The sequence below is a fragment of the Dyadobacter sp. 3J3 genome, assembly GCF_009801115.1.
Lineage (GTDB): Bacteria > Bacteroidota > Bacteroidia > Cytophagales > Spirosomataceae > Dyadobacter.
The window spans coordinates 329,906-350,266 of record NZ_VTOL01000002.1 but is presented as its reverse complement, the minus strand read 5'-3'; the positions used below and the strand labels follow the sequence as shown (position 1 = coordinate 350,266).

At 39.6% G+C, this 20,361-nt stretch carries 19 protein-coding genes; 5 read left to right on the top strand and 14 right to left on the bottom strand.

Annotated features, from left to right (window positions below):
- Positions 1 to 11: 11 nt before the first annotated feature.
- Positions 12 to 1,019, bottom strand: a complete 1,008-nt coding sequence (locus FZF08_RS05295; RefSeq protein ID WP_159467595.1) for a hypothetical protein — start codon at positions 1,017 to 1,019, stop codon at positions 12 to 14.
- Between the two features lie 83 nt (positions 1,020 to 1,102).
- On the opposite strand from FZF08_RS05295, the gene FZF08_RS05290 reads away from it, so the two are divergent.
- From FZF08_RS05290 to FZF08_RS05280, 3 genes are all read left to right on the top strand, one after another.
- On the top strand, positions 1,103 to 2,806 hold the full coding sequence (locus FZF08_RS05290; protein ID WP_159467594.1) for a hypothetical protein: 1,704 nt from the start codon (positions 1,103 to 1,105) through the stop codon (positions 2,804 to 2,806).
- Positions 2,807 to 3,348: 542 nt separating this feature from the next.
- Positions 3,349 to 6,276 (top strand): SusC/RagA family TonB-linked outer membrane protein, encoded by a 2,928-nt coding sequence (locus tag FZF08_RS05285; protein WP_229216442.1) that lies wholly within the window; start codon positions 3,349 to 3,351, stop codon positions 6,274 to 6,276.
- Between the two features lie 10 nt (positions 6,277 to 6,286).
- The gene (locus tag FZF08_RS05280) at positions 6,287 to 7,978 is read left to right on the top strand and encodes a RagB/SusD family nutrient uptake outer membrane protein (protein ID WP_159467593.1); all 1,692 of its coding nucleotides are present in this window, start codon (positions 6,287 to 6,289) and stop codon (positions 7,976 to 7,978) included.
- Between the two features lie 100 nt (positions 7,979 to 8,078).
- Here FZF08_RS05280 and FZF08_RS31515 read toward each other — a convergent pair whose 3' ends face one another.
- The 11 genes from FZF08_RS31515 to FZF08_RS05230 all read right to left on the bottom strand — a co-directional run bounded on the left by FZF08_RS31515 (position 8,079) and on the right by FZF08_RS05230 (position 16,457).
- Positions 8,079 to 8,378, bottom strand: a complete 300-nt coding sequence (locus FZF08_RS31515; RefSeq protein ID WP_200837033.1) for a hypothetical protein — start codon at positions 8,376 to 8,378, stop codon at positions 8,079 to 8,081.
- Between the two features lie 60 nt (positions 8,379 to 8,438).
- Positions 8,439 to 8,591 (bottom strand): hypothetical protein, encoded by a 153-nt coding sequence (locus tag FZF08_RS31510; RefSeq protein WP_200837032.1) that lies wholly within the window; start codon positions 8,589 to 8,591, stop codon positions 8,439 to 8,441.
- Between the two features lie 13 nt (positions 8,592 to 8,604).
- Positions 8,605 to 9,948 carry an amidohydrolase family protein gene (locus tag FZF08_RS05270; protein ID WP_159467592.1) on the bottom strand — a complete coding sequence of 448 codons (1,344 nt, stop codon included), beginning with the start codon at positions 9,946 to 9,948 and terminating at the stop codon, positions 8,605 to 8,607.
- Between the two features lie 144 nt (positions 9,949 to 10,092).
- The gene (locus tag FZF08_RS05265; protein WP_159467591.1) at positions 10,093 to 11,028 is read right to left on the bottom strand and encodes a bifunctional riboflavin kinase/FAD synthetase; all 936 of its coding nucleotides are present in this window, start codon (positions 11,026 to 11,028) and stop codon (positions 10,093 to 10,095) included.
- Entirely contained in the window at positions 11,025 to 11,726 is a 702-nt protein-coding gene (truB, locus tag FZF08_RS05260) for a tRNA pseudouridine(55) synthase TruB (RefSeq protein ID WP_159467590.1), read from the bottom strand. Before truB ends, FZF08_RS05265 begins: the two co-directional genes overlap by 4 nt.
- 50 nt (positions 11,727 to 11,776) lie before the next feature.
- A complete protein-coding gene (locus FZF08_RS05255) occupies positions 11,777 to 12,556 on the bottom strand; it encodes an undecaprenyl-diphosphate phosphatase (RefSeq protein ID WP_159467589.1) in 780 nt (259 codons plus the stop codon).
- On the bottom strand, positions 12,553 to 12,768 hold the full coding sequence (locus tag FZF08_RS05250; RefSeq protein ID WP_159467588.1) for a DUF3098 domain-containing protein: 216 nt from the start codon (positions 12,766 to 12,768) through the stop codon (positions 12,553 to 12,555). Before FZF08_RS05250 ends, FZF08_RS05255 begins: the two co-directional genes overlap by 4 nt.
- 36 nt (positions 12,769 to 12,804) lie before the next feature.
- Positions 12,805 to 13,689, bottom strand: a complete 885-nt coding sequence (locus tag FZF08_RS05245; RefSeq protein WP_159467587.1) for an ABC transporter permease — start codon at positions 13,687 to 13,689, stop codon at positions 12,805 to 12,807.
- 136 nt (positions 13,690 to 13,825) lie between these two features.
- Positions 13,826 to 14,425, bottom strand: coding sequence for a bifunctional nuclease family protein (locus FZF08_RS05240; RefSeq protein ID WP_137341897.1), 600 nt, complete (start codon positions 14,423 to 14,425; stop codon positions 13,826 to 13,828).
- 275 nt (positions 14,426 to 14,700) lie between these two features.
- Positions 14,701 to 15,666, bottom strand: a complete 966-nt coding sequence (locus FZF08_RS05235; RefSeq protein WP_159467586.1) for an electron transfer flavoprotein subunit alpha/FixB family protein — start codon at positions 15,664 to 15,666, stop codon at positions 14,701 to 14,703.
- A gap of 53 nt (positions 15,667 to 15,719) precedes the next feature.
- Positions 15,720 to 16,457 (bottom strand): electron transfer flavoprotein subunit beta/FixA family protein, encoded by a 738-nt coding sequence (locus FZF08_RS05230; RefSeq protein ID WP_159467585.1) that lies wholly within the window; start codon positions 16,455 to 16,457, stop codon positions 15,720 to 15,722.
- Between the two features lie 171 nt (positions 16,458 to 16,628).
- On the opposite strand from FZF08_RS05230, the gene FZF08_RS05225 reads away from it, so the two are divergent.
- On the top strand, positions 16,629 to 16,955 hold the full coding sequence (locus tag FZF08_RS05225; protein WP_159467584.1) for a tetratricopeptide repeat protein: 327 nt from the start codon (positions 16,629 to 16,631) through the stop codon (positions 16,953 to 16,955).
- A 186-nt stretch (positions 16,956 to 17,141) separates the two neighbouring features.
- On the top strand, positions 17,142 to 17,498 hold the full coding sequence (locus FZF08_RS05220) for a hypothetical protein (RefSeq protein ID WP_090335811.1): 357 nt from the start codon (positions 17,142 to 17,144) through the stop codon (positions 17,496 to 17,498).
- A gap of 81 nt (positions 17,499 to 17,579) precedes the next feature.
- On the opposite strand, the gene FZF08_RS05215 is transcribed toward FZF08_RS05220, so the two are convergent.
- Together FZF08_RS05215 and FZF08_RS05210 are read right to left on the bottom strand one after the other, a co-directional pair.
- A complete protein-coding gene (locus FZF08_RS05215) occupies positions 17,580 to 18,884 on the bottom strand; it encodes a Gfo/Idh/MocA family protein (RefSeq protein ID WP_159467583.1) in 1,305 nt (434 codons plus the stop codon).
- 54 nt (positions 18,885 to 18,938) lie between these two features.
- Entirely contained in the window at positions 18,939 to 20,264 is a 1,326-nt protein-coding gene (locus FZF08_RS05210; protein ID WP_159467582.1) for an acetylxylan esterase, read from the bottom strand.
- Between the last annotated feature and the right edge of the window lie 97 nt (positions 20,265 to 20,361).

Sequence of the window (20,361 nt, the reverse complement as noted above, 5' to 3'; positions counted from 1 at the left end):
TAATACCCGCATTATTTATCTTTTTTAAGGTAACCCAAAATGATAGGATAAAGATTATTGGTCAGAAAAACCTGTCCTTTATTATCGAAATGAACAACATCCATTTTTCGGTACATTTTCACCGACGGATGATAATCGAATTCGCTAATTAAACGCACGTTTTTTTCTTTGGCGAAATTGATAATTTCATCACCCTGGTCATTAAAGTGACCCATTGCCACTTCCGAGATTTCGGGATGAAGGTATATGAAAAATGGAATTTTATTCTCCTCTGCTATTATGCGTAGTTGTTCATAACCTGGATTAAAACCAACTCCTGCTTTCCGTATTCCGTCGTCAACCGGTTTTTTTGTTACGAGAGAATCTGATTTTGGTTTCTGCGCAACAGGATCGAGTTCTTTTTGAGTTGAAAAGAAAGGAATTTTTTCTGCATAATAATCAACATAGTAAGGATACAGATATTTATAGCGATCCCAAAGTTCAAGCAAAGCGAAGTGATATTGTTTGTCCGGCATGTTTGGATCAATACCCACCTGACTTTCATGAGCCATGATGTCGTGGGCATCGTGGCTGCTCGTCACAAGGCAAATGAGTTTGGCGTGAAATAAACCGAACTTTTTCAAATAGGCAGCAATATTATCCGGTCCCCACGAACCGGCGGAAATATTAAGAACGCGTACGCGGGTTTTTAATGCAATCGTTAACCTCTTTTCAAGAAATCCGGAAGCCAAACTATCCTGATCGGTCATACTGCCGCCATTAATTACAGAATCACCCACCAGAAGCACCACCGTAGTGTCGGTTGGTGATATGGCATCGTTCCGCATCGAAAATTCGTTGGTGCGGACAACATTTCCAAAACGCTTTACATCTTGGTTTGGAGCATAGATATATTCAAAATCAGGATCGGAAACATATAGAGGTGCATTGCAAAAACCATATTTGAAACGGAGCACTGCTTCTGCAACTCCCGCAACGATTATTAAAAAAATAATAAACCTGAAAATAAATTTTAGCATAAAGTAATTCTAATTTTGCGATGTTCGCAGGTGCAAATTTAGAATTACTTTTGCATTTTTGATTTTTTATTAAATTACATAGCATGATTTCTTCCAAAAACCGTAAAATTGTTACGTACACACTACTGACTTTAATTATAATATCCGTTTTTATTTCCGGTGTTATTATTTCTCCATTTCACGGTTATTACACAACGGATGAAAATTTTGTAGCAGATTCCGGCGTCTGGATGTGGTATGGCAACACACCTCGTGGATTAGACTGGCCGGCTTCTCCCAGTATGTTGTTTTACTTTGTGGTATTTGGAGCTGCTTGTTTCAAATCCATTGTTGCCAATACTGGTGGCATCCACGGTTTGGTTTCTATTTTTGAATCCTTCGATCTTGAAGCCTATAAATATCTCTGGGATCGTGAACCGTATATTTTATTAGGAAGAGCTGTTCAGATATTCGTGGTTGGATATGTTATGTACATCACGATCCGACTGATACATAAGAGAAATCATTATTTGCTTACAGATTCGCTGCGACTTTTTTTGCCTGTCGTGCTCGTGGCATCAACTATTTTACTCGGTAATCTACCGGTTTTGAGGCCCGAAGCAATTTCTGGAAGCCTGTTCATTTTACTTATGGCCAGATTAATTTTTGCCGATTCGATTACTATAAAAGAGGTAGTGATTTGTTCGGTTATTTTTGGCCTTATCCTTGCACAGAGGCTTATATTTGCTTTTTTTATTCCTTTCTACGTAGTTGCAATTTTCTTGCTGATACCACAGGATAAGATTAAAAATGTGTTGTTTGCGATACTCATGATCCTGATATCATTCATTGTATTTTGTCCCTTTATTATATCAGATACCTTGGTTGTAATGAAATCCTTTGTCGGCGGTATCATTGCCAAAATGAATGACAAACCGATGGGTACATTTTTCAATATGGAATATTTGAAAATATATTTTGCTGAGCCTGTCAATTACATTATTTTATTATTGAGTGTACTGGGTATTTACAATCTGTTGAGAACAAAAAAAGTAATATACTTTGTGCTGATCGGAAATCTATTTATTTTCTTGTTTCTCGTTTTACGTTCATCAAAAATTTATGATACGCATGTTTTACCCGCAGGCGTAGTTACGCTTTTTCTTATTGGTTTTGGACTAAGTTATATTGTGGAATTGGGAAAAGCGACTGGATTCAAAGTTGCCATTGGGTTGGTGGTTATCATGTCTCTTTTTCATTTTAATGAAGCCTATGCGCAACATAAAAGAGTACATGCAACTATCAACATGCATACTGCCTCGAAGTGGATTTTGACTTTACCGTCTGATACAAAAATGCTTCTTAATCCTGAACTGGAATTTTATATACCAAAAACCCAGGACTGTCTTCTTCGTGAAAAAGCGCAGAATCTGGATACGCTTAAAATGATCAAAAAGCTGAATTTCCTTTTGGGAAATAAAGGTGCGGCTGAATTGAATGAAAAAGATCTTCCCATAATTGCTAATGCTTTTGCCTTTGAAGATGAAAAACAATACGACGCGCAATACCGTATTTTGTTGAAATATATTTCTACTGAAAAACGGAAAATGTATGATTATGACATCTATTTTGATTCCATAGAACTCGCAAGCCATAGTGTGCAGACGCAGGAAGCTATCGCTGAATTCAAAGCTGGAAAATACCAATATATGGTTACAGATTTACAGATGGAGGGAGTGAAGCCAATCAAAGTATTCAATAAGGACGAAGGTGCCTATTATTACGTATATCATTCTAAGACGAAGTGAAATTGTAATAAAAAATCAACGTAAAATATTAATGGCCATCCTGAAAAGGTTGGCCATTTTCGTTTTTAGGGCATTCACAACGGCTTGTTCACATTTAATTAATAGTAAGGTAACATTAACATTGCAGTTTTGCAGCCTGTTAACAAGACGTCATCCTAACCATTTTTATTCCCGAATTAACCCTCCCAAACCCAAAATCAGTCACGTCTTGATTTTATTTTAATTATCCTTATTTATTTCAAACGTTTGCAGAAAATTTCAAACGTTTGCATTAAGTGTATGCTATTTTATATTTTTTATATCAATAATACAATTTGTAGTTTTGGAAAACTTACTCATCGGCATTGTTTCTGCATCTCTTTAAAACAGTATCCCAATTTATCTTTAATCAAATAATCCACCTTATGAGACAAACTCTATTAGTCAGCAAAATGGGCTTGTGTTGTTGCGTTTTGTCGTTTTCCACGTTGATGACTTTGAGCGCCGGTGCAAATGCCGGTCCGGTTGCTAACGGAAAAAATCTGCACATTACCCGCGCCGCTATGGCAGTTAAAGACATCCCGCTGAAAGGCAAGGTTGTTACAACAAAAAACGAAGGTCTTCCGGGTGTAACGGTACTGGTTACCGATGCCGGTGGGAGCAAGCAAGGAGCTACAACGAATGAAAATGGAGAATTCTCGTTCACAGCCCTTGAAGCAGGGAAAAAATACAATCTGGAATTCAGTTATATCGGTTTTGAAAAACAGACATTAAGTGATTTTGTGTTGTCTGAAACGAACAGTACGGTTAATGTAACACTGAAAGAATCAGCAGCAGATCTTAATGAAGTTGTTGTGGTAGGTTATGGAAGTACAGTGAAGAAAGATATCACAGGATCCGTAAAATCATTAAAAAGCGGAGAATTTAATACCGGGATTATCAATTCGCCAGAGCAGCTTTTCCAGGGAAAAGTAGCTGGTGTAAATGTAACTTCCGCAACGGGTGAACCGGGCGGAACCGTGAGTATTACTGTTCGTGGACCGGGTGGAGTTCGTACAGGTAGTACACCTCTTTTTGTAGTAGACGGTCTTGCACTGGACAACAGCAGCACGGGTGGAGCAACCAATCCATTAAGCTTTTTGAATCCTCAGGATATCGAATCAATTGATGTTTTAAAGGATGCGTCAGCTACGGCAATTTATGGTGCGAGAGGTGCTAATGGTGTAATTCTTATTACCACCAAAAAAGGGAAATCAGGCGTTGCAACGGTAAACTATTCAGGAAGTTTCGGTATTTCCACAATGGCCAGACCGTTGGACGTTTTTTCTGCGGATCAGTTTCGCACGGAGGTGACCAAATTGAACGGTACATTAATCGACGGAAAAGCCGATACAGATTGGCAGAAAGAAATTTCCCGCACTGCGTATACCCAAAATCATAATGTTTCTTTGGGTGGAGGGACCGATAAGCTTACTTATTATGCATCCATGGGTATGCAGAAGCAGGACGGGATTCTAAAAAACAGTAATCTTAACAGATACACAGGAAGAATTAATTTGAATCAAAAACTGCTTAATGATAAGGTCAGCGTTGATATCAATTTGAATGCTACCAATACAAAAAATACAAGGCCTCCTGAGGGAATCGTTGGAAGTGCAATTGCTGCAAATCCTACTTATCCGGCTTATGACGCAAAGGGAGCACCTTTCCAATATGCAGATGGTACGAACCCGCTGATTACGTTGGCACTTGAAAAGGATCTGACTACGACAAATCGTCTAATCGGTAATATTTCTCCGTCGGTAACGATCATCAAAGGTCTGGTTTACAAACTAAACTTTGGTATCGACAATTCTACTTCTACGCGGGATTTACAGTCTCTGGCAAGTACTGTACCTTTAAACCTTGGAAGGTTAGAGACAAGAGATGTCCGTAACAGTAACAAGCTGATCGAAAACTACATCACCTACACACTTGATAAAAAGGATCATAATTTCTCCGCGTTAGTTGGTCACTCGTATCAAAAAATCTCTTTAACAGGAAGAATTTATAGCATCAATAAATTTCCTGTTGGCGGAGTTGAACCGATTTATAATCCGGGTGTGGGCCAGGATCTTACTTTGGCAGTGAACAGGCCAACGGGTACTGCAACTTTGAATGAGCTGCAATCTTTCTTTTCGAGAGTGAATTATGCCTTCAAAGATAAATACCTGGTAACGGCTACGGTACGTGCGGATGGTTCTTCCAAATTTGGAGCAAACAACAAATATGGTGTGTTCCCATCGTTCTCTTTGGGATGGAGACTTTCTGAGGAGAAATTCCTTAAATCATCGGCTTTTACGGATTTGAAACTTCGTGCAGGTTGGGGACAAACAGGTAACCAGGAAATTCCTTCTAAAATTACTCAGGCCTTGTTTACTTCAACAATTACGGACAAAACAAGTTATCCATTATTTAATACAGGAGCTTATCCTGGCGGAACTACTTATGCGCGTCTTGCTAACCCTAATATTCAGTGGGAAACTTCTTCTCAAACGGATTTAGGTATTGACTTTGCTCTTTTCAAAGGCGCATTGAGTGGATCGATTGATTATTTCAGCAAAACATCCGGTAAAATTCTTTTGGAAGTAATTCCGTCGGATCCGGTTCAGCCAGCAGGTACTTTCTGGACGAATGTTGAAAATATGAAAATCGTTAACCAGGGAACTGAAATTGATCTTGCTTACAGAAAAACACTTGGAAACGGTATCAGATTTGGATTGAGCGGTAACATCACGTTTATCAAAAATAAAGTAAAGAACTCACCTTATTCTGTAATTCCATCGGGTGCGGCACAAGGTTCAGGACTTACTTCGGCTACGATCAACGGATATATCAGCGGACAGCCAATCGGTACTTTCTTTTTGAAAGAATTCACAGGGTTTGATGATAAAGGAATCAGTACTTTTAAAGACGTGGATGGTGATGGAATTATTACGGACAAAGACCGTGTAGCGGCTGGATCTGCGCTTCCTACCAAAATGTATAATTTCAGTGGAAACATCGGTTTCAAAGGATTTGACCTGGTTGCTAACTTCAATGGAGTATCAGGTAACAAACTTTACGATAACACAGCCAACTCCAATTTTTACAAATTGAGATTATCCAAAGGCTTAAATGTAACGCCGGAAGCTATTGCTTATCCGAACGAATCAACGAATAATTCGGCTCCGGTTTCTACCCGTTATCTTAAAAATGGCTCATTCCTGAGATTAAACAACCTTGCATTAGGTTATAATTTCAATACCACGGCATTGGGAATCAACAACTGGGTTCATTCGATCCGTTTATCCGTAACGGGACAAAATCTGTTTGTTGCCACAAAATACAATGGTTATGATCCAGAGGTGAACAACGACCGGTCGATTAATGGAATTACTTCCTATGGTATCGATTACCTGAGCTATCCAAAAGCTAGAACGGTGATTGTTGGTTTAAATATTGGCTTCTAATCTTACGACAATGAATAAGAAATTACCTATCATACTTACAGTTGCAGGGATGTTTTTGATAACAGCCTGTACAGATTTAAAGGAACAAGTGCTGGATGAAACGTTAGGGTCTAACCTTACAGATGAACAAACGGCTAATGGGCTGATTGCGCCGGTATATGCGCTTCTGCCTGAACTTCATAAGCATACCAACTATTTTGCTTTACAGGAAATTTCAACTGATGAGGCAATCTTGCCTTACCGCGGTGGTACTGACTGGGGTGATAACGGAATTTACCTGGCAATGCACGCGCACACGTCGGTAAGTACGGATCCGAATATTAAAGCAACCTGGGATAATATCGTTCAAAGTATTTCAAGATCCATCACTGCGATCACCACGTTGTCTACGGCGAAAGATGCAACTTCTGCGCTTTATTTGGCCGAAGCAAGAGGAATGAGAGCGTATTATTCGATGATGATGCTGGATTTGTTCGGTATTGTTTTCGTGAAAGAAGATCCGGGAACTGTATCGAAAATCATTCGTGGTGCAGAGGCCGTTTCTTATATCGAAAGTGAATTACTTGCTGTTGAGCCCTTAGTTCAAAATAAAGCTACGGTTGGACCAGGAAGATTGACAAAAGCTGCGGTTTGGGGACTTCTTGCAAGGCTTTATCTGAATGCTGCTGTTTACCGTGATATTTATGCTCCGCAATTTACTTTTGCAAGTACGGATATGGACAAGGTTATTGACTATACCACACGTATTATCAGCTCAGGTGAATCCAAATTATCAGCAGATTATTTCTCGATTTTTGGAAATACAAACCATGATAACACGGAATTGATTTTTGCAGTGGATCAGCGTCCTGACCTGAACGGACATAATCGTATGGCTTATTTCTCTCTTTCGGGTGATCAGTTTCCAATAGCAGCTTTTCCGGCAGCGAACGGTACGGATGGACCTGCTATTACTTCTGATTTTTACCAAAGTTGGGTGCAGGCTTATGGTGCAGTTGATCCAAAACGTGATCCTCGTTTCTACAAGGAGAACATGTCGGTTTACACCAATCCGGGAGATACTTGTCTGGTAGATGCTGATTATAAAATAAATCGTGGGATTTTACGTGGACAACAATATGGTGCAATCCGTGTAAATGGTGCATTTTTAAGATGTCCGGATGGAAAATTGAAGGTTGGTAAATTGACAAACCTAAGCCGTAACCGTAACGATTTGCCTGTAATTTTTACGGAAAAAATTGACTTTACAACGGCAGGAAGTGGATATAGTTCAGGATATAGAGTTGAAAAATACGAATTCAGCCGTGTTTCTGATTCGGGTAGAAATAAAGGAGAAGCTGATATTTCAATTCTTCGTCTGGCTGATGTGTATCTGATGCGTGCCGAAGCAAAATTGCGTAAAAGTGCAGGTGATGCAACGGCTCTTGATGATGTTAATACGGTAAGGGCGTCAAGAACAGCTACAACACCTCCTCCGGCTTTGACTTCGATGAACCTGGATTTGCTATTCCGCGAAAGAGGTTTTGAATTGTATTGGGAAATGGTTCGCCGTACGGATATGATCCGTTTTGGTAAATATGAAGGAACATGGACTGAAAAAACAAGTACTGACGTTCACAAACGTATTTTCCCAATTCCTCAAACTGCCATTGACGGTGCATCAAACTTACCGGGTTATATGCAGCAGAATATAGGTTATTGATCTGATAATCTGATTTGTAATAATTTCAAAAAAAAGGCTTTCGGGATTTCCGGAAGCCTTTTTTTGAAGATAAATTTGTCCAATCAAATAATTTTCAATTCTAGTTTTTAGTCCATATTTCCCTTAAACCCTTACTCGTACCCAGAAATGGATCATTATCAGGAAAAAGTACTTTTGAAATATTAATTTCAGCCTGTTTTCTTTCTTCTGGTTTTCCTCTTAAAATGTCGTAATTCATACCATTTGGATAAGCGCCAATTACTTTAAAATCGGTTGAAGATTCCAGGTTTTTATGACCGACGCCTGCGGGAATTACGATTATATCTCCTGCGCTGACTTTTAATTTCTGACCCTTTTCTCCGCCTAAAAGAAGTGTGGCAGAACCATCATAAATCCCCAAAACTTCATGAGAAATGCTGTGGTAATGATGATAGGAAAAAACTCCGTTCCGCCAGGAATTTTACCAATTATTACTTTCAAAAAGTTTTTCTAGCCAGGCGCCAGCATTAGTTCCTCGCTCGATGACAGCGTTTTTGTAAATAATCAAGGGGTATTTACTATTTGGAATTAATCCGTCGTCTTTAAAAAAGTAGGTTTCAGTTTTTTTTTCCATGATTTTAAAAGCATTATTTTCTCAACGGCCCGTCACTTACTTTTTTCCCATCCTTCCAGACCGATTCTATTTTTCTGGTATTCTTGATATTCTTTTCAGGACTTTCGGTTAAAACAATAAAATCTGCTTTTTTGCCTTTTTGGATTGTTCCATATAGATTATCAATTCTAAGAATTTTCGCAGAATTCAGCGTGGCTGCTGTAATGGTTTGCATAGGCGTCAGGCCAGCCTGAACCATTAATTCCATTTCCAGATGCTCCGAAAAACCTTGTGCGCGAATAGGGAAAGCACCAGAATCTGTCCCCAAGGCTACCAAAATTCCTGCGTCATGAATCTTTTTTAGATTTTTCAATGCGATATTGAATCCTGCAATATTTCGCTGATAATCAGGTGAAGTTTTAACCTGATCCTGATATTTTTGGCTGACAATCATGTCATAAACGCCAGGTTCCAGAGAAGCTTTGAAAAATTTATTTTCAACCCATTCAGGCTTTCTGGCGTAGATATAAGCATATTCATCCAGGGAAAGCGTTGGAATATATGTGACTCCCTTAGCTTTCATCGATTTAAGTAAATCCGCATCAATTTCCTTATCCCGAATGCTGTGTGCCATAATATCCAAACCGGATTCAGTCAAATCACGGGCATCTTCAACGTTGTACAAATGGCTTGCAACCCGAAGCCCTTTTTTATGCGCTTCACGAATAATTGCTTTATAAACCTCCGGTTTCATTTTATCGGCTTTTCCGCCGTGATCATCCACCCAAATTTTAACAACCGTCGGTTTAACTTTGGAAAGTTGTTCAATTTGCGCTGGAACCTGGTCTGCCGAATCTGGTCTCCATAACAAGTTCATCCAGGAACCTGGCGCTTTATCCGGCGTATTAAAACCGTAACCCGCAGAATACAATCGGGCTCCGGGCAATAAACCAGCTTTTGTAGAATCGATCAATCCTTCAAAAATTAAAGGCCGGTCGGTGCCCATGGTCAGGATTGTGCCTACACCGTAATCCTGGTATCTTTTTAATTGTCTCAGAATATTTTCCCGGGTATAGTTTTCAGCGGTTGTGGAATTTCCTTTTAGGGTACCAATATGGGTGTGAGCGCTGATGATGGCGGGCATAATTGTCTTTCCCTTTAAGTCAATTTGAGTTGCGGCAGGATCTTTTAATTCGGATTGAATTGCTGCTATGGTCCCGTCCTTGATCAGGATATTAACATTAGGTTTGGAAGCCGATCCAGTTCCATCAATCAGATTTACATTTTTCAACAAAATTAAATTGTGCGGCTGCGCATTGGATTTTGTCGAAAACAGGACCAAAACCCAAAACAGCGCATATTGAAAATATAGTTTCATAACATTTTAGTTTTCATTTTCTGCATTATAATTATACCAGAACTGAGAAATGGTATGGGATCTTAATATGTTCAAATAAAAATAAAAACCCTGAATTGGCAAGTTAAAGCCAATTCAGGGTTTTTATTTAAATAAGATATTTTCTTATTCCTGATTCTTAAAAAATGCAATTGAATTCTCTTTGTCAATCTTGATTTGTGCAATCAAAGCATCCAACCCATTAAATTTTTGTTCCGGACGGAGATAGTGGAGTAATTCAACGGTTAAATCTTCGCCGTAAATTTCTTTGTCAAAATCAAAAATATTGGCCTCAATAGTACGGAAAGTTCCATCAACAGTTGGACGAACGCCAATATTAAGCATTCCCTGATATGCTTCCCCGTTGTGGTACGCTTTGATAACGTAAACCCCGTTTGCAGGAATAAGTTTGTAAGATTCGTGAAGCTGAATATTGGCGGTTGGAAATCCAATTGTTCGTCCCAATTGCTTTCCTTTTACAACCAGGCCAGTAATCGAGTAGGGGCGACCTAACAGATATTTCGCTTCGTCCACATTCCCGGACAAAAGCGAATGACGGATTCTCGAAGAACTAATCGCCAGATCTTCAATATCCTGACGAGGAATTTCTTCAACCTCGAAACCATAAGCAGATGCATTCTTTTGAAGAAATTCAAAACTCCCTTCCCGGTTTCTCCCAAATCGGTGGTCATATCCGATCACCAGCTTTTTCGTCCCAATTTTGTCAACCAAAATCTGGCGAATGAAATCATCGGATGACAATTCAGAAAAAGCTCTGGTAAATGGAATGATCGCCAAATGCTGGATACCCATTTGGGAAAACAATTCTATTTTTTCATCAATAGTAGAAAGCAACTGCAAATCCTGACTATCTTCTGAAACCACCATTCTAGGATGTGGCCAGAAAGTGAGTACGGTAGATTCGCCATCGCATTGATTACTGATTTCTTTAAGCCGGGAAAGTATTTTTTTATGGCCAACATGCAAGCCATCAAAAGTGCCACTGGTTACGACGGCGCATTCCAATCTGTGAAAGGAATCAAGGCTGTGGTATATGTTCATTCTTCAACGGATAGCTTCAATTCAACACGCTTCTGGTAGATGAAATCGGTCAGGTTTTTGGCATCTTTTAGTTCAAAAGCACCGATTCTGGTACGACATAAAACGCTCAGATATGCCCCGCTTCCTGCAACAACACCGAAATCTCTGACAATACTACGAATGTATGTACCTTTTGAACAAATGATCCGAAAATCGATGGCCGGGAAATTAGTACTGTCAATTTCAAAAAGTGAAATCTCTACACTGCGTTTTTTTATTTCAGCAGTTTCACCGCGACGGGCTTTTTTGTAAAGTCTTTCACCGTCTACTTTAACAGCAGAATAAATAGGGGGGATTTGCTCAATTTGACCAAGAAAAGTTTTTCTCGCCGATTCAAGTATTTCCGGTGTGATATGTTCCGTAGGAAATTCTGCGTCAAATTCCGTTTCCAGATCAACCGAAGGCGTTGTTTTACCTAATACAAAAGTGCCGGTATATTCCTTTTCCTGTGCCTGATAGGTGTCAATGATCTTTGTTTTCTTTCCTGTACATAAAATGAGCAAGCCGGTCGCCAGAGGATCCAGCGTGCCGGCATGACCGATTTTATTATATTTACAAGCTCTCTTTATCTTGTTGACAACATCAAAAGATGTCCATTTTAGTGGTTTGTCAATCAATAGAACTTCTCCTTCGTCTTGTATGGTCGTCTCGTTACTCAAACTGTGCTTATGTTATCTAAAAATATCTCCTCGTTCTTTGTCAAAAAACACTAAACGATGTCTAGTTTATAACCCGACGCCAAAAGTGCCAACAGAATAATTCCTAAAATGATACGGTAGTAGCCAAAAACTTTGAAACCGTATTTTGTAAGGAAATTAATAAAGAATTTGATTGCCAGCATCGCAACAACAAACGCGACCACATTACCAATCAATAAAGTTTGAATATCAGATGCCTGAATGGTATCGTATGTTTTCAAAAGTTTGTAACCACCGGCCGCAGCCATGGTTGGAACTGCAAGAAAAAATGAAAATTCAGCAGCTTGTTTCCTTGAAAGACCTTGAAGCATCCCTCCGATGATCGTAGAAGCAGATCTTGAAACACCTGGAATCATTGCGATACACTGGAAAAAACCAATTTTTAGGGCATCAAAATAAGATATTTCTCTTTCTTTGGTTTCGTCGTTTGCAATGCGATCAATAAATATTAAAATGATTCCACCGACTAAAAGTGAAATTGCAACTACAACAACATTTTCAAGCATTGAATCGATAAAATCGTTCAATAAAAATCCTAAAACAGCAGCCGGAAGAAATGCTACAAACAACTTGAAATAAAAATCAGTGGATTGAAAAAAACGTTTCCAGTATAAAACGACAACGGAAAGAATAGCGCCAAACTGAATGTTAACCGTAAACATTTTAGTGAAATCCAGATGGCTGATCCCCATAACAGAGGATGCAATGATCATATGGCCAGTGGATGAAACGGGTAGGAATTCTGTAATTCCTTCAACAATTGCTAAAATAATAGCCTGCCAAATGGTCATGAATTAGCTGGTTTACGTAAAATGGCCCAGAACTCAACAACGAAACCAATCACTACAATAATCGGTCCGACGGTTAATCCTAATGCACCAAAACCAAACTCTTCTTTGTCCATGCTCATGATCGCAAATCCTAAAAGAATCACGGCTAAACCGATCAGCATCATTTTATAATTTGACGCTCCGAAAGGAAGACTGTTTTTTGTGTTGCTCATAAATATTTTTTTAACGGGTAAGATTTTACAATTCAATTAATATAAATCATCCAAAGCCATACGTAAATAGCGTGCAAGCGACTGATATGTACTTGCTATACCAATCATAATACCCAAAGCAAGAACGACAGCAACAAGAATGACAAGCTTGTCATATTCCTGCAACATACCCAGGCCTTCAACATTTCGTACTGCAATTTGTTGTAAACCAATAAGTAACCCACCGGCAAGAACTCCTCCGATAGTACCTTGCATAGCACCACGCATAATATACGGACGCTGAATAAAACCATTGGTAGCACCAACGAGCTGCATACTTCTGATTAAAAAACGTTGGGAATAAATGGCTAGTTTGATGGTGTTATTAACCAGTAAAACAATGATAATCAGCATGATCAAAGCGAAACTTGCAAGGACAGCATAGATCTTTGTTACATTACGATTGATATTATCAGCGAGATCTTCCTGATAAACGACTTCGTAAACACCGCTCAACTTATCAATATCTTTTTTGATCGCCTGTAATTTTGACTCTTCAAAATAATCTTCGCCGATTTTTACACGGTAACTATCACGCAATGGATTTTCTCCTAAAAAAGCGGTGAAATCTTCTTTTGTGCCTTCAATAAATTCTTTTGCAGCCTCTTCCTTGGATACAAAAGTGATTGGATTTGTAGTTTCCGGAGTATTCAGCACATATGGCCGGCTTTTCAAAATAGTCAGTAAGGAATCCTGACCAGCTTTTGTGACAGCCTTATCAATGAAAACTCTTACCTCAATATTTTGACGAATGATCGAAACCAGTTTCTTGGATTGTAATACCAGAAGCCCGCAAAAGCCGATCAGAAATAATGCAGCCGTCAGACTCATTACGATCATTGCGTTGGGGTAACTACCAATCTTCTTCTTTTTTTTAGGCATAAAAAGGAATATTACGCGAATCAGGTTTGTAAAAACTTACTTGCGAAGTATTAGTGGCAAAAATAAGGATTAATATCACATGAGAACCCGGTACGGCCGGGTCTTAACTATTTTTAACTATTTCGTAAGAAACAGATTAATTTCTCTTGCTCATTTCGTCGCGGATTTTCGCAGCTTTTTCGTAATCTTCTTTCGAAAGTGCGTCATCGAGCATACGCTGAAGTTCGTCAAAAGAAAGATCTCTTAACTGATCCATCAGACTTCCACGCGATTGCAAAGTTTCCTTCACAGCTTCCTCGTCACCATCTTCTTCATCTTCGGTTAAAGAGCTTGAAATAATGCCTGCTTCGGATAATATCGCTTCGTAAGTATATATAGGAATATCAAAACGCAACCCGATGGCGATAGCATCAGATGGACGTGCATCAATTTCTACTTCACGTAAACTGTCTTTACAAACAATTTTAGCATAAAAAATACCTTCTTTCAAATCGGAAATTACGATTTCTTTCAAGGTGTAATTCATTCCTTCGGCAAAGGATTTGAAAAGATCGTGGGTCATTGGCCGGTTTGGAACAATGTTCTCAATCTGGACCGCGATGGCCTGCGCTTCGAACACGCCAATGATAATAGGAAGACGGCGGTTTCCTAATTCTTCGCCCAATACAAGAGCGAAGGAACCTGCCTGAGACTGGCTTGGGGAAAGCCCCAATATTTCTAACTTAATTTTTTTCACGTTTGGACTTTAATGGGCTAACGCAACGGTTTTCTAAACAGTTCGGATGATTTTGCGCAATGGGTACTAAGATTCTTGGTGAATAGCTTCCGCTCTGTTCAAATGCATTTTTAATCATATTTAGATAGATACCGACTTGTCAGCCAACGATCTAAGAAAATAAAAATACAGTTAATTTTACATTTTTCAAGTTATGGAAACGTATTCGTTTGCAAAAATAAATAACCCGACCTGCATAAAAAAATGCAAGCCGGGTTATCTCTGAAAACAATTGGTTATTTCAAGTCCTCAACGGCCTTTGTAAGCTTTGGTAAAATGTCAAAAACGTCACCAACAATACCATAATCTGCCGCTTTGAAAAAGGGAGCTTCCGGGTCTTTATTAATCACAACGATATATTTTGATCCGTTAACCCCGGCAAGATGCTGGATCGCTCCTGAAATTCCACAGGCGATGTATAGATTAGGCGCAACCTTAATTCCGGTTTGTCCAATATGTTCATGATGCGGCCGCCAATCAAGATCCGAAACGGGTTTGGAGCAACCTGTCGCTGCACCCAGCGCTTTTGCCAGATCCAGAAGAGGCTGCCAGTTTTCCGGACTTTTCATGCCGCGACCACCGGAAACAATAATATCTGCTTCGGCTAGTGATAATTCAGAACTTGCTTTTTCAATCGTGCCAACACTCGCCTGAAAATCCTGATCACGCAGAATCGGAGAGAAAGTTTCAACAGTTGCTTTTTCTGATGATTCAGTCGCTTCGATAGCATTTTTCTTCACGACCAGAATTTTAATGTCTGATTTTATTTCAACATTTGAAAATGCTTTTCCTGTGAAAATACTTCTTTTAACGGTAAAATTTCTATTGATAACAGGCAAATCTGTAACACCGGAAATAATTCCTGCTTTCAGTTTAGCAGATGCTCTCGCCGCAACGGCATCGCCAAGACCGGATTTTGCTAGGATAATAATTTTGCTGTTTTCCTGTTTTACAGCCTGTGCAAGCACATCTGCATAAGCAAGACTATTTTCATGCGTTAATTTTTCATCCGAAACATGAAGAACTTTGGATGCGCCAAAACCACCTACTTGTTCAAGTGAAGCTGAATCGGCTTTTCCAAGTGCCAAAACAGTGGCGGTAGTTCCTGTCATTTTCGCGACTTCTGCGCCGTATGCAACAGCTTCCAGTGATGTTTTTTTCACAGAGCCGTTGTCTAATTCTACAAATATGAGTACTGACATTTTTTGATCAATTTTAACATTTGAAAAGCCAAATTGTGCTTTAACAAATAAGATTAAATAACTTTCGCCTCTGTTTTTAAGAGTTTTATAAGCGTTTCGGCCTGATCTGCCGGAATCATTTTACAAGCACCTTTGGGAGCTGGAAGTGAATAGTTTTCCGGAACTGTAAATTCTTCCATATTAATAGGTTCAACGACTACCAAAGGTTTAGTACGGGCTGTCATAATTCCACGCATGTTTGGGATTTTCCATTCAGAAATGGGTTCCTGACAACCTAATACCAATGGCAAAGTTGCTGAAAGTGTTTCTTTTCCTCCATCAATTTCTCTTGCCAAAGTTGCGGTCGTTCCTTCAATTTCAAGTTTCATAACCGGAGAATAAGAAGGGATACCCAGCATTTCTCCAACAAGTCCGTGGACTACACCGCTATTAAAATCAATGGATTCCCGGCCCATTAATATAAGATCGTAATTATTTTGTCCGGCCACATGCGCAATCTGGCTTGCTGTGAAATAAGAATCAAGTGGTTCGGCATTGATACGAATCGCGTCGTCAGCGCCAATAGCAAGTGCTTTTCTGATCTGTGGATCCGCATCCGCACCACCAACATGAAGCACGGTCACTGAACCACCCAGCTTTTCTTTCAGTTCTACTGCGCGGGCCAGTGCGTAATCATCGTAAGGCCCGATTATAAATTGTACACCGGCTTTGTTAAGTTTGGTGTTATTATCGGTGAAAGTTATTTTGGCCGTCGTATCCGGCACATTGGTAATACATACGAGTATTTTCATGATTAAAATGGAAGTGACTGGTTAAAAAGCTGTTGATATAATTATCGCCAAACGTAACCTGGATAATTTGAAAAGCCGTTTACCGTCGTTATTTATAATTTTTTAAAAGTAAATTTATAATGGCGAATATACAGAAAATCTTAAATAGTATGCAAGCATAACAATATTAAAATGGAAAACTCATTGCTTCAAAATCTGATTACTTTTTACGAGGAAGATCCCAACGATCCGTTCAACATATATGCATTAGCTTTGGAATATTTAAAGTCTGATTCGGGACAGGCAGAGAAATATTTTGATATACTTTTGACAGAGCATCCCGATTATTTAGCGACCTATTATCCGGCGGGGGCGTTCTTTGCAGAACTTGAAAAAGTAGAAAAAGCAGAATTAATATATCAGAAAGGAATTGATCTGGCGCTACTTAAGAACAATTCAAAAACGCACCAGGAGCTTCTAAGAGCCTATCGGTCGTTCCTGGATGAGCTGGATGATTAGCATCCGGATTGATAAATTAATTTTGTAGTTTGGCGAAAAAATAGTAGTTTTCCTAATTGGTAAGAAATGTGGCTTGTTTGGCGACTTTTATAGGTTACAACGCTTTCACTCTGCTCAGTTTTAGTTTTTAATATTTTACGTTGAGTTTCCCCGTCGGTCGGGGGAAGAAATCATTCATTGTTATTTATGGAAAAGGAATCATTTATTCCCATTGTTGTAAAATGGGCTCAAGCTCATGGATTTAAGGAAATTCAAGCCAATATGGAAGGCTTTGAAACACCTAAATCGTATGAAAGAGCTGCTGATAATGAGAAATTCACGCCGGATGTTACAGGTGTGAATATGTTCAACAGACATTATCTAGAGGTGTCCATGAAAACAGATCAGCTTCGCGGAAGTGTTTCCAAATGGAAACTTTTGAGCGAACTGGCAGGAATGAAAGGTGCTAAGTTGTATCTAATGGCACCGCGTGGTCACGTCCGTTTTACACGTGAAATAATTACTCAATATAATATTCCGGCAGAAGTTATTAAAATTGACTAATTGCTGTTAGCCAGAATAAGAAATCAAAAACCGGGTTGAATATTTAAATTCAACCCGGTTTTTTGTGTTATACTGACTTTTTCAGACTTCTGGATATTTCCATTCCCCGCGGTAATCTCTCCGCAATAATTTATTTGCCTCGGCGTCTCCCGGAATTATTTCTTTTTCTCCATCCCAAATAATACTTCTTCCTAATTTATAAGATAGCATGCCTAATAAGGCTAGATTTGTCGATCGCTGACCTACTTCTATTTCACAAATTGGTGGTGTATTTGTTTTAATAGAGCTTAGGAAATTAGCCCACAATTGCTGAATATTCTGATCATCCGGTTTGTTCAGTTGAGCATCCTGGTGAATGATCGGTTTGTTAGGATTGGATGGATAAAATGTCCAGCCATCCAGCCAGCCCATGTGAAATGTTCCTTCGGTTCCATAAAAGTAAACACCTACGGCTTGCTGCGAATGCGTTTTCTCTGCGTTGTTCGCTCCAAAATTCCGGTGTTCCCATTCCAGTGTGAAACCATCAAAATCATATACGGCGACCTGATGATCCGGAGCATCGGTATTGTCCTGTCGAATGGCCCGGCCACCCGTTGAATATACCTTTTTTGGATATTTCTGTTCCGACCACCACATGACCTGATCCAGCCAGTGAATTCCCCAGTCGCCCAATGTTCCGTTGGCGAAATTGAGATAGTTACGGAATCCTTTCGGATGGATCGTTTTGTTGTATGGCACCATTTGAGCAGGCCCACAATACATGTCCCAATCCAGTCCTTTTGGAACTTCTTCATCCGGTGTTTTTTGTCCGGGTCCTCCGCCATAATGGACAAAAGCTCTTGCCATACCAATTTTCCCTGCTTTACCGGATTTAAGAAATTCCATTCCGGAAATATTATGAGGAGAAACGCGTCTATGCGTTCCAACCTGAACAATCCGGCCGTGTTTTCTTGTCGCATTTACCATCGCCCTGCCTTCTTGAATGGTATGGCAAATGGGTTTTTCAACATAAACATGCGCCCCGGATTCTACTGCGGCAATACAGCATAACGCATGCCAATGGTCAGGCGTAGCGACTATCACGATTTCCGGTTTCTCTTTCAAAAGCATTTCGCGGTAATCTTTATAAAGCTTAGGCTTGTCGGGAGTCAGTTTTGTGACTTCTGAATTCGTAATTTTCAACTGGTTTTCATCCACATCACAAAGCGCAACTACTTTGGATTCTCCGGCTTGTATGGCACAGCGGAGAATATTGGTGCCCCACCAACCCGAACCAATCAGGGCAGTTTTAAATTGTGTTGTTCTTTTTAACGATGTCAAAAGTGGAAGCGAGGAAAATGCTGCTCCCGCAAGTACCGATTGTTCAATGAATTTCCTGCGATCCATCTATTTAATGATTGAATTTTTGAATGAGAGAATGATTGAATGGCGTCTTATTGGCTATTTTCCTTTAAGTTTTGTGATTAGCCAGTTGTTCATTACGTCGCGCTCTTCTGGATAAGTCCAGTGACCGGTTTCCAGATATAGCTTCAATTCTTTTGGTGCGGTTGTGACATTGTAAGCAGAATACATAGAAGTTGGTGGACAGGTTTCATCGTTATAGCCCCACATATAATAACCCGGAACCTTCACACGTCTTGCAAAATTAACCACGTCATAGTAGCCGACTGTCGCCAGTTTTTCTTTGGTATTATTTACTTTAACACTTGTTTTGTCAAAATAATGAGGCCATCCGCCAGCTCTTCCGCTAAGATATCCTGTTACATCGCTCAAAGCAGGATAAAATGCGCCCAGCCATTTTACACGAGAATCTAAACCAGCAGTAATAATCGACAATGCGCCCCCCTGACTTCCACCCGTTACGGCCAGATTTGTTCCGTCATATTGTGGTAAACTTGTCAGGAAATCATTGGCACGAACGCAGCCCATGTAAACGCGTTTATAATAAAAACGGTCTTTATCATCCAGATTATAATTTGGATATCCATTTAAAGCACCCAGGCCCAGATCGGTATAAACACTCGGATCCATAATTACCGAAATGCCATGAATCCCGATTTCAAATGTGATGATATCCTTTTCTGCCATAACCGGATCTCCATAATAAGCACGAACACCCGCACCTGGTACTTTCAATAAAGCCGGATATTTTCCTTCCTTTTTTGGAACACTCAAAATTCCGTAAAGACGAGTGCCAACCTTAAAATTCTGTAAATTAACGTGATAAACATTTACCTTTTCCGTGCAGCGTTCCGGAAGTAAAGTCATTTTGGCATCCATCGGAATTGTTGCCAGCTCCTTTTTTGCGGTTTCCCAAAAAGTATCAAAATCAGCTGGATTGGTTACGGTCGGTTGAATTTTTTCCGGTTCAAAACCAGCCGTTGCGAGTCCACGGTATTCGCCTTCGCCATTGGCTGTCCAGGCAACACATCTTAAAAATCCAGGTGTTTTTAAAGTTCCGGCGTCAACAGTAATGGTTCCGTTGGCAGCTGTTTTAGTATCTTTGATAGTCGGCTCCATTTTTTCAAGTCCGATTTCATACCGGATAGAAGCATTTTTTACTGGATTTCCATTTTTTAAAACCGTAATTGTAAATTTTACTTTATCACCTGTTTTGTAAGTCCAGTCTTCACGATCGGGTGCGACGATTATTTTTGTCGCGCGCTCGATAGGTTGGGGAAAAGCCGGTGTAAAGGCCAGGCACAGGAATAGAAAAAAATAATAAAACCGGAGTTTCTGGGATTCAGGATTAATGATGTTTCGCATGGATATAGATTATAAATTCTTTGTATTGGTATAGAAAGGGGGAGAGAGGCTATTTCTTTGATTTCAATCCGGATTTTTTTTGCAATATTTAAATCAG

Excerpts from the sequence above, each read along its gene's own strand:
- FZF08_RS05255 (WP_159467589.1), bottom strand. The coding sequence starts at position 12,556 with ATGACCATTTGGCAGGCTATTATTTTAGCAATTGTTGAAGGAATTACA.
- FZF08_RS05265 (WP_159467591.1), bottom strand. The coding sequence starts at position 11,028 with ATGAACATATACCACAGCCTTGATTCCTTTCACAGATTGGAATGCGCC.
- FZF08_RS05290 (WP_159467594.1), top strand. The coding sequence starts at position 1,103 with ATGATTTCTTCCAAAAACCGTAAAATTGTTACGTACACACTACTGACT.
- FZF08_RS05225 (WP_159467584.1), top strand. The coding sequence starts at position 16,629 with ATGGAAAACTCATTGCTTCAAAATCTGATTACTTTTTACGAGGAAGAT.
- FZF08_RS31510 (WP_200837032.1), bottom strand. The coding sequence starts at position 8,591 with ATGGAAAAAAAAACTGAAACCTACTTTTTTAAAGACGACGGATTAATT.
- FZF08_RS05230 (WP_159467585.1), bottom strand. The coding sequence starts at position 16,457 with ATGAAAATACTCGTATGTATTACCAATGTGCCGGATACGACGGCCAAA.
- FZF08_RS05245 (WP_159467587.1), bottom strand. The coding sequence starts at position 13,689 with ATGCCTAAAAAAAAGAAGAAGATTGGTAGTTACCCCAACGCAATGATC.
- FZF08_RS05210 (WP_159467582.1), bottom strand. The coding sequence starts at position 20,264 with ATGCGAAACATCATTAATCCTGAATCCCAGAAACTCCGGTTTTATTAT.
- FZF08_RS05295 (WP_159467595.1), bottom strand. The coding sequence starts at position 1,019 with ATGCTAAAATTTATTTTCAGGTTTATTATTTTTTTAATAATCGTTGCG.
- FZF08_RS05250 (WP_159467588.1), bottom strand. The coding sequence starts at position 12,768 with ATGAGCAACACAAAAAACAGTCTTCCTTTCGGAGCGTCAAATTATAAA.
- FZF08_RS05235 (WP_159467586.1), bottom strand. The coding sequence starts at position 15,666 with ATGTCAGTACTCATATTTGTAGAATTAGACAACGGCTCTGTGAAAAAA.
- FZF08_RS05285 (WP_229216442.1), top strand. The coding sequence starts at position 3,349 with ATGGCAGTTAAAGACATCCCGCTGAAAGGCAAGGTTGTTACAACAAAA.
- FZF08_RS05270 (WP_159467592.1), bottom strand. The coding sequence starts at position 9,948 with ATGAAACTATATTTTCAATATGCGCTGTTTTGGGTTTTGGTCCTGTTT.
- FZF08_RS05220 (WP_090335811.1), top strand. The coding sequence starts at position 17,142 with ATGGAAAAGGAATCATTTATTCCCATTGTTGTAAAATGGGCTCAAGCT.
- FZF08_RS05215 (WP_159467583.1), bottom strand. The coding sequence starts at position 18,884 with ATGGATCGCAGGAAATTCATTGAACAATCGGTACTTGCGGGAGCAGCA.
- FZF08_RS05280 (WP_159467593.1), top strand. The coding sequence starts at position 6,287 with ATGAATAAGAAATTACCTATCATACTTACAGTTGCAGGGATGTTTTTG.